Origin of the sequence: Gordonia desulfuricans NBRC 100010 (genome assembly GCF_001485495.1) — a bacterium.
In the GTDB taxonomy this organism is placed as follows: domain Bacteria; phylum Actinomycetota; class Actinomycetes; order Mycobacteriales; family Mycobacteriaceae; genus Gordonia; species Gordonia desulfuricans.
Map to the genome: position 1 here is coordinate 1 of NZ_BCNF01000129.1, position 9114 is coordinate 9114.

The window sequence follows — 9114 nt, forward strand, 5'->3', positions numbered from 1 at the left end:
CTCGGTCCCGGCTCGACCACCACCAGGGCCGACCGCGAAAAGCGGCCACCGGCATACGGCCGGCCCGCGCGGGGATCAGCCGACGGCCGGTGCGACCATCGCGGCGCGGACATCGACGCCGACACGGCCCAGCACCTCGCATGTCGCCTTGGTGAAGTTGAGGCTGCAGAAGTGCAGACACGGCACGCCCTCGGAGATCAGGCGCTCGGCCGTCTCGGTGGCGAAGTCGATACCGGTGGCGCGGACCGCCGCACGGTCCTCCTCCGGGCCGTTGCCGGCCGCGGCAGCGAATCGTGCCTCGACGGCGGGCGGGATCACCGACCCCGACAGCTCGGCCATGCGTCGGACGCTGGCCAGCGACGTGATCGGCATGATGCCCGGGATGATCGGCTTGGCCCCCTGCTCGGGGTCGGCGGCCACCACCCGATCACGCAGCCGCAGGTAGTCCTCGACGTCGAAGAACATCTGGGTCACCGAGTACTCGGCACCCGCGCGCAGCTTGTTCACCAGTACCGCGGTGTCCTCGTCGAGGTCCCGGGCACGATGATGCCCCTCCGGGAAGGACGCGACACCCACGTGGAAGTCGCCCAGGCCGTCGATCAGCTCGACCAGTTCCTGGGCGTAGCGCACACCCTGCGGATGCGCGACCCACTCGCCCAGCGGATCGCCGGGCGGGTCACCGCGCAAAGCCAGCAGATTGGTGATGCCCTTGTCGGCGTAGGCACCGACCAGCGACCGCAGTTCGGCGATGCTGTGGTCGACCGCGGTCAGATGTGCGACGGTGACCAGCGTGGTCTCGGTGGCCATCTCACCGGCGATGCGGACGGTACGGTCGCGGGTCGATCCGCCGGCACCGTAGGTCAGCGACACGAACGCCGGGTCGAGACGCTCGAACACCCGGACGGCCCGCCACAATCGCGCCTCTGCCTCGGCGTCCCGAGGCGGGAAGAACTCGACGGAGAAGTGCACCGGCCCGTTGACGGGCGGTGCGCTGAGGCGCTCGACGACGGACGAGGCCGCGGAGGTGGTGGTCACCGCAACAGTGTACGTAGGTGGTGCTCCGGGAGTCTGTCCGGTCGACCGCCACACGCACCCGGTGCCGGTCGGGAGCGTGGATCGGGGCGGTGTCTAGCCTGACAGGGTGACCTCGACCGAACACGTCCCGGCCTCGCTGTCCGAGGTGCCCACCGCAGCCGGTCGGGTGCTCGACGACTTCTTCGCCCGCACCGTCCCCGTCGCCACAGCCATCGCGCCGGTGGTCGGCGACGCCGCCGGCCTCGTCGCCGACTTCGTCCGGACCGGCGGCAAACGGGTCCGACCGACCTTCGCCTACGCCGGATGGCTGTGCGGCCTGAGCAGCCCGCATCGTCGGCCGACGGTTCCCGACCAGTCCCCGGCCGACGCCCTGCGGGTGTGCGCCGCGCTCGAGCTCGTCCAGGCGTGTGCGCTGATCCACGACGACATCATCGACCACTCCGACACCCGACGCGGACGCCCGACGGTGCACCGGGCGATCGAACGTCACCATCGGCGCGAGGGATGGTCCGGCGACGCCGCCGACCACGGGATCGCCGGGGCCGTCCTGTGTGGCGACCTGGCCCTCGCCTGGGCCGACGACCTGGTCCACGGGCACACCCCGGCCGGGGCCGATCCCGCGGCCCCGACCCCCACCACCCCGCCCAGTCCCCTGCCCGCCGAGGTCGGCGCGGTGTGGGCGGCCATGCGCACCGAGGTGCTCGGCGGCCAGTTCCTCGATATCGTCAACGAGGTCAGTGGTGACGAGACCGTCGAATCCGCTTATCGCGTCATGGAATTCAAGACCGCCGCCTACACCGTCGCCCGGCCGCTCGAACTGGGCGCCCGGATGGCCGGCGCACCCGACACCCTGATCGCCGAATTGCGTTCGGTGGGTCACGATCTCGGTATCGCCTTCCAGCTGCGCGACGATCTGCTGGGGGTGTTCGGGGATCCGGAACGCACCGGCAAGCCGTCCGGGGACGACCTCGTCGAGGGCAAACGCACCGCACTGATCGCGCTCGGCCTGCAGCGTGCGACCGACCGTGATCCCACCCTGGCCACGGCCCTGCGTGGGCTGCTCGGCCGGGCGCTCGACGACGACGAGGTCGCCCGCGCCCGAGCACTTCTCACCGATGTGGGTGCCGTCGACGAGATCGAGCACCGCATCACCGGTCTGCACGCCTCGGCGGTGGCCACCCTGACGGCGGCGCAGATCGGCGCCGGCATCCGCGCCGACCTGATCGCGATGGCCGACCGGATCACCCACCGGGAGTCCTGACCATGACCGAGATCCGGGCCGGGTTCCTCGGCGCGGTACTGGTGGCGCTCGGCGGTTTCGCCGTCGCCGACATCCCCCGCAATCATCCGGGCCTGCAACGGATCGGACTCGACGCGATCACCTACGGCCACGGGAAGACGTTGGGCGCGATCGTGTTCTGGGTCGGTGTCGCACTGATGGTGATCGCCTGGGTGCGGATCGGACGGCTGGTGCGGCCCGGCGCCGACACCGCGCCTGCTGTCGGTGTGCTGCAGCGCGCGACGATCCTGTGGAGCATCCCGCTGATCCTCACCGTCCCGCTCTACAGCCGCGACGTCTACGCCTATCTGGGCCAGGCCGCGCTGTTCGGCGCCGGATTCGACCCGTACGCCGACGGTCCGGCACACCATCCGGGCCCGATCGTCGACAGCATGGCCCAGGTGTGGGCGTCCACCACCGCCCCGTACGGCCCGATGTTTTTGGCCATCGCCCGCGGGGTGACCGCCGTGACCGGCGACCACGTCCTGACCGGGGTGCTGGCGATGCGGCTGGTGCTGCTGCCCGGACTGTTGTTGTCGCTGTGGGCGATCCCCCGGCTCGCCCGTCATTTCGGGGCGTCGGCGTCGGCCGGGGTGTGGCTGGCACTGCTCAACCCGATGGTGCTGATCCACCTCGTCGGCGGCCCGCATGTCGAGCTGCTGATGATGGGCCTGCTGGTCACCGGTGTCACCCTGGTCGTGCAGGGCCGCCATGTCGGCGGTCTGGCCGTCCTCGGCCTGGCGGTCTCGATCAAGGTGACCGCGGGGGTCGCGATCCCGTTCATGTTGTGGATCTGGCTGGCCCACATCCGATCCCGGCGCGCGGTCACCGCCCGGGACGTGGCCGGGGTACTGGCCGCGGTGGTGCTGATCCCGGTGGCGGTGTTCGCGGCCTGGACCGCCGTGGTGGGTCTCGGACTGGGCTGGCTGACCGGACTGGGGTGGGCCGACCGGATCATCAACTGGTTCACCCTGCCGACCGCGGCGGCGCATGTGGTCACGCTGGTCGCGGCACCGTTCACCAGCCTCAACCTGTGGCCCGTGCTGACCGTGACCCGGCTGATCGGCATGGTGGTGCTGGCCGTCCTGCTGGTGGCGGCGTGGTGGCGGTTCCGGCACGACGAGCGCGCCGCGATCACCGGACTCGCGTGGGCGATGCTGGCGGTGCTGGTCCTCGAACCGTCCACGCTGCCCTGGTATTACACGTGGGTGCTGTGCGTGGCGGTGGCGTTCACCCTGCCCGAATGGGTGCGGGCGGTGGTGGTCGCGGTGTCGACCTTCATGCTGATCGTCTTCCAGCCCGACGACTCGATCGTCTTCTACAAACTGCCCGAGGTGATGCTGGCCTTCGCGCTGGCCGGACTGGCAGCGTGGTCACTGCTGCGACCGGACCCGCTGCGTCTGCGTCCGTTGGCACGCAGGGTGTGGGGGTCGGCCGCGGACCCATCCGCCGGCACGCTCCCCGGTACTCCCGGAGAGACCGCCGCGCGCGGTTCGGGGACGCCCGGCTAGAACGCCTCGGCCTGCGCCCGGCGGATCATCTCACGCGCCGAATGGGTGTGCAGTGCCGCCGCCGGGTACATGTCGATGTCGTCCTGCACGGTGAACAGCCACGTCATCGCCTCGTCGCGGGTGAACCCGCCGTCGAGGAGCACCTCCACCAGACCGGTGAAGTGTTTGGCGATCCCGAGGTCGTCGAAGAACAGGCTGGGCACCAGCGGCCGGCCGCCGCGAGAGATCGCGAGCAGCTTGTGTTCACGGATCAGGGTGCGCACCCGGCTCTCCGACACCCGGAGTCGGGTGGAGACCTCGTCGAGTGTGAACGTCTCGGCGTCGGCGGGAATGATGTCCGGCGAGAGCGGAAGTGAACTCACGGCCACGACACTACCGCCAACCGGTATCGGAGTAGTACCCGAGGCGGGCAGGTAGATTTCTTGACGTGCACAGTCAGGTCGACGAGCTGATCGGGGCGGTTCTGGAGAACCGCTACCGGATCGAGGCCCCGATCGCCCGGGGCGGGATGTCGGCGGTGTACGTCGGCACCGATCTCCGGCTCGGCCGCGACGTGGCGATCAAGGTGATGGACACCCGATACGCCGCCGATCCACAGTTCTTGCGACGCTTCGAGTTCGAGGCCCGCGCGGTGGCCGGGCTGCGACATCCGGGGCTGGTCGCGGTGTACGACCAGGGCATCGACGACGTCGCCTTCCTGGTGATGGAACTCGTCGAGGGCGGCAGTCTGCGTGAGCTGCTGCGGGAGCGCGGCCCCATGCCGCCGCATGCGGTGGTGGCCGTGGCCGACCCGGTGCTCGGTGGACTCGGCACCGCGCATGCCGCCGGACTGGTGCACCGTGACGTCAAACCCGAGAACGTGCTGATCTCCGATGCCGGTGAGATCAAGGTCGCCGACTTCGGTCTGGTGCGGGCCGTCGCCGAGTCCGGGGTCACCTCGGCCAGCGTGATCCTCGGCACCGCCGCCTATCTGTCCCCCGAACAGGTGAACTCCACGCAGGCCGACGCCCGCAGCGACGTGTACTCGATGGGTGTGATGCTGTTCGAATTGCTCACCGGCCGAACGCCGTTCCGCGGCGACACCCCTCTGGCACTGGCGTACCAGCGACTGACCTACGACGTCCCCGCACCCGGCGACGTGATCCGCGGGGTGCCCGCCGAACTCGACGAGGTGGTGTTGCGCGCCACCGAACGCCGCCCGGCCGACCGCTATGCCGACGGGTTCGAGATGCGTGAGGCGTTGCTCGACGTGGCCGACGTGCTCGACCTGCCGCCGTTCACGGTCCCGGCGCCACGCCGGTCGGCCGAACGCGAGACCATGGCGCGCCGTCGGGCCGCCCTCGACGTCGGGGCGCGCCCGGACGACGAGCCGGACGGGACTCCAGCGCACCGGGGCGCGATGCCGCGGGGCGGGACGCGGGTGCAGACCGATCCCGGTGCCCCTGAACCCGCCGACGGCGCCCCGTCACCGGATCGGATCGACGACCGGACGGATCTGCCGGTCGCCGAGGTGTCCGGCCTCGACGGCCTCGTCGAGGAACTCGACGGTGGACGCCTGCGGGCCCTGATCTGGATTCTGGTGGTGCTGCTGGTCGCCGCGGCGGCCGCGGGGGCCGGCTGGTGGGTCGGCGCCCGCCTGCTGGGCGGCTGAGCAGTCACCCGGCCGGGACGGTGCCCGGGCCGGGTGCCACAAAGATCAGCCGCGCAGCATCTCCGCGACCAGGAACGCCAGTTCCAGCGACTGCTGGGTGTTCAGGCGCGGATCGCAGGCGGTCTCGTAGCGGCCGGCGAGGTCGACGTCGGAGATCTCCTGGGCGCCACCGAGACACTCGGTGACGTCCTCACCGGTCAGCTCGATGTGGATGCCGCCGGGATGGGTGCCCAATGCGTGGTGCACCTCGAAGAAGCCCTGCACCTCGTCGACGACGCGGTCGAAGTGGCGCGTCTTGTAGCCGGTGGACGACTCGTGGGTGTTGCCGTGCATCGGATCGCTCTGCCAGATCACCTTGTGACCGGTCGCCTCGACCGCGGTGACGATCGCGGGCAGCACATCGCGCACCTTGCCGTTGCCCATCCGGGCGACCAGGGTCAGCCGGCCCGGCTGGTTGTGCGGGTCGAGCCGTTCGACGTACTCGACGGCCTGCTCCGGAGTGGTCGACGGCCCGATCTTGACGCCGATCGGGTTCTGGATCAGTTCGGCGAAGGCGATGTGCGCACCCTCGAGCTGGCGGGTCCGCTCGCCGATCCACAGGAAATGCGCCGACAGATCGTAGAGCACCTTCTCGTCGTGCTCGGGATGGTCGGCCATGCGCAGCAGCGCCCGCTCGTAGTCGAGGACCAGCGCCTCGTGCGAGGCGAAGATGTCGGCGGTCGCCAGGCTGGAGTCGGTGACCCCGCAGGCATCCATGAAGCGCAGGCCCCGGTCGATCTCGGCGGCCAGCGCCTCGTACCGGGCACCGGCGGGCGAGGTCCGGACGAACTCGCGGTTCCAGTCGTGCACCCGGCTCAGATCGGCCTCGGAGTGGGTCAGCGCGCGAACGAGATTCATCGCCGCCGACGCGTTCGCGTACGCCCGCACCAGTCGTGACGGGTCGTGCTCACGGACCGACGCCTCGGCCGGGAAGCCGTTCACCATGTCGCCGCGGTAGGACGGCAGGCCCAGCGCATCGGTGTTCGACGACCGGGGCTTGGCGTACTGGCCGGCGATCCGCGCGACCTTGACCACCGGCAGACTCGCACCGTAGGTCAACACCACCGCCATCTGCAGCAGGGTGCGGATGTTGCCCTTGATGTGCGGTTCGGTGTTGTCGGCGAAGGTCTCCGCGCAGTCACCGCCCTGGAGCAGGAACGCACGCCCCTCGGCGACGTCGGCGAGCTGCGCCTGCAGGGTGCGCACCTCGGCGGGCATGCAGATCGGCGGCACGCTCTCGAGCACTGTGCGCATCCGGCGGGCCTCGTCGGCGGGCCAGCTCGGCTGCTGCAGCGCCGGGCGGTTGATCGCATCGGTGAACCGCGCCTGCAGGTCGCCGGGCAACGGCGGCAGTTCGGGCAGTTCGTCGATCGGAACGTCTACGGTCCAGTTCACCACCCGTTCAGGGTAGTCGAGGGCGTCAACCGCGGTGGCCGCGGGACCGTTCGATCGTCTGCCACCGACGGTGGTTGTGCCGGGCGTCGGAGAGCGCATCGTGTGCATCGCGGGGTGCGGCCGGCAGCGCGGGACGGCCCGCGGCCTCCCAATGCTGTTTGAGTTCGCGGGTGAATCGCGGTATCTGCCGTGGTAGAGCGGTCATCGGGCCCCACAGTTGGCAGAGGACCACATGGTCGTAGGCGCCCACCCAGGCCCACAATTCGATCTCGTCGCCGTCGGCGGTGAGGAACTCGAGCAGGTCCTCGCGGATCCGGCGACGCGACCGCCACGCCTTGGACGCCGGGGAGGGCAACTTGGGCAGGACGTTCGCGCGAACCCACTCACCGGCGCGCGTCGGATCGAAGTCCGTGGACACCGCGTAGAATTCCCGACCGTCTTCTGCGACGACACCGATCGACACCAGTTCGATCGTCGTACCGTCCTCGATAAACTCCGAGTCGTAGAAGAACCGCATACTGGTCAAGTATTCACGGTCGCCTCCGGGCACCGTCGAGCACATCGACCGGTGGCGGCCGACCGACACCGACCGAACCGCCACGACCGACCGAACCGACCGAGCGAAAGGACCACGGGGCCCGCCATGTTGACACCCCTGACCGAGGCCGACCACCGGCTGCATCGGTGGTTGCCGTCGCGTCGGGCCAAGTGGGTCATCGCGGTCCTGTTCACGTTGTCGGCCGCGATGCAGATGGTCGGGGTGCCGTTCACCTCCAGTTTCGGCACCCGCACCCGGATCGATCTGGACGTTTACCGGATCGGTGCGCAGATCTGGCAGGAGGGGCAGAGCCTCTACGCCGACGGCTCGATGCCGTTCACCTCCGACGGCATCTGGTTGCCGTTCACCTATCCCCCGTTCGCCGCGCTGGGCTTCGTCCCGCTCGGCGCGATGCCGTTGGCGGTCGCCGGGATCCTGATGTCGGTGATCACCACCGCGCTGGTCGTGGTGATCCTGCGGGTGGTGCTGTCGTTGCTGTCGGTGGGCGCCGTCGGCAACCGGTGGTGGCTGGCGCTGCTGATCGGCACCGGTGCCCTGTGGCTCAACCCGGTGTGGATGACCCTCGGGTTCGGTCAGGTCAACGTGATCCTGATGGCGATGATCATCCTCGACATCTTCGTGGTGGCCAGGATGCGCCGGTCCGGCGCCAAGGTGCAGGGTGTGCTCGTCGGGTTGGCCTCGGCGATCAAGCTGACCCCGCTGGTGTTCATCGCGGTGTTCATGGTGGCGCGTCGCTGGCGTGCAGTCGCGGTGTCGGCGATCACCTTCGTCCTGGCCGGGGCCCTGGCGTGGGTGTGGTTGCCCGCGGATTCACTGGGGTATTGGACCCACACCCTGTTCCACACCACGCGGATCGGCGATCCGGCCGGCCGGATCAACCAGAACCTCAATGCGATGTGGGTGCGCATCCTGCCCGGCTTCGCAGGCCAGATCGCGTGGGTGTTGAGCGCGCTGCTGGTGACCGCCCTGGCCGCGGCCGCGGTGTACGCCTGCCGTCCGGCACGATCGTTCCGGCCTGACGCCGACACCGGCGACCGCCTCAACGCCCTGCTGGCCACCTGCGCCATCGCCGTGTGGGGCCTGCTGGTCTCCCCCACGTCGTGGGCACATCACTGGGTCTGGTCGATCCCGCTGATCCTGACCAGTCTCGTCATCGTCGCCCGGGCCACCTCGCGGGCCACCCGGATCGCACATCTGCTGCTCGCCGCGATCGGGGTGATCCTGTTCGCACTCGGCCCGTTCCAGTTCCTGCCCAAGGCCACCGACACGTGGTCGATCGGTGAGCACATCGTCGGCAGCTCGTATTCGATCTGGGGACTCGCGGCGCTCCTGGTGATCTGGCGTCTGCCGTTTCACCCGGCACCGGAATCGTCGGCGGAATCCGACGACGCCCGACCGCTGGCCGGTTCTGCCGCCTGACGTCGCACCGCGATCGGCGGAGTGGTCGCCTGACGACGTCGGCATGCCGATGGTCGAGCCGGGACCGAGCCGCTAGGCGAGGACCCGTGTCGAGACCCGGTGAGACAACAATGTCGGTGACCCACCTCAGAGCGGGTCACCCGGCGACGTCGGCCGACGGAGGTTTCGACACGCCTCGTCGCTCCGCTCCTCGCCCGCGTGTGGATGGTCGAGCCGGGACCGAGCC

Annotated in this window: 8 protein-coding genes; 4 read left to right on the forward strand and 4 right to left on the reverse strand. The window is 69.9% G+C overall.

The annotated features are described in order from the left end of the window. Nucleotides 1–75: 75 nt before the first annotated feature. Nucleotides 76–1035, reverse strand: a complete 960-nt coding sequence (locus GD1_RS19550; protein ID WP_053777371.1) for a methylenetetrahydrofolate reductase — start codon at nt 1033–1035, stop codon at nt 76–78. A 106-nt stretch (nt 1036–1141) separates the two neighbouring features. On the opposite strand from GD1_RS19550, the gene GD1_RS19555 reads away from it, so the two are divergent. Further along, entirely contained in the window at nt 1142–2296 is a 1155-nt protein-coding gene (locus tag GD1_RS19555; RefSeq protein WP_059039223.1) for a polyprenyl synthetase family protein, read from the forward strand. A gap of 2 nt (nt 2297–2298) precedes the next feature. Next, entirely contained in the window at nt 2299–3825 is a 1527-nt protein-coding gene (locus GD1_RS19560; RefSeq protein ID WP_083534479.1) for an alpha-(1->6)-mannopyranosyltransferase A, read from the forward strand. Here the strand turns inward: GD1_RS19560 and GD1_RS19565 are convergent. Then, nucleotides 3822–4187, reverse strand: a complete 366-nt coding sequence (locus GD1_RS19565) for an Rv2175c family DNA-binding protein (protein WP_020792745.1) — start codon at nt 4185–4187, stop codon at nt 3822–3824. The two genes, GD1_RS19560 and GD1_RS19565, sit on opposite strands and share 4 nt — an antisense overlap. Nucleotides 4188–4252: 65 nt before the next feature. Between GD1_RS19565 and GD1_RS19570 the strand changes: the two genes are divergently transcribed. Then, entirely contained in the window at nt 4253–5476 is a 1224-nt protein-coding gene (locus GD1_RS19570) for a protein kinase domain-containing protein (RefSeq protein ID WP_059039224.1), read from the forward strand. Nucleotides 5477–5521: 45 nt separating this feature from the next. On the opposite strand, the gene GD1_RS19575 is transcribed toward GD1_RS19570, so the two are convergent. Together GD1_RS19575 and GD1_RS19580 are read right to left on the reverse strand one after the other, a co-directional pair. Continuing rightward, nucleotides 5522–6913 carry a class II 3-deoxy-7-phosphoheptulonate synthase gene (locus tag GD1_RS19575; protein ID WP_053777372.1) on the reverse strand — a complete coding sequence of 464 codons (1392 nt, stop codon included), beginning with the start codon at nt 6911–6913 and terminating at the stop codon, nt 5522–5524. Nucleotides 6914–6935: 22 nt separating this feature from the next. Then, entirely contained in the window at nt 6936–7427 is a 492-nt protein-coding gene (locus GD1_RS19580) for a polyadenylate-specific 3'-exoribonuclease AS (protein ID WP_053777403.1), read from the reverse strand. A 126-nt stretch (nt 7428–7553) separates the two neighbouring features. Here GD1_RS19580 and GD1_RS19585 point away from each other — a divergent pair, with 126 nt between their 5' ends. Continuing rightward, on the forward strand, nt 7554–8888 hold the full coding sequence (locus GD1_RS19585; RefSeq protein ID WP_059039225.1) for a glycosyltransferase 87 family protein: 1335 nt from the start codon (nt 7554–7556) through the stop codon (nt 8886–8888). Nucleotides 8889–9114: the final 226 nt, after the last annotated feature.

Coding starts and splice junctions, on each gene's coding strand:
- GD1_RS19560 (WP_083534479.1), top strand. CDS start 2,299: ATGACCGAGATCCGGGCCGGGTTCCTCGGCGCGGTACTGGTGGCGCTC.
- GD1_RS19580 (WP_053777403.1), bottom strand. CDS start 7,427: ATGCGGTTCTTCTACGACTCGGAGTTTATCGAGGACGGTACGACGATC.
- GD1_RS19585 (WP_059039225.1), top strand. CDS start 7,554: ATGTTGACACCCCTGACCGAGGCCGACCACCGGCTGCATCGGTGGTTG.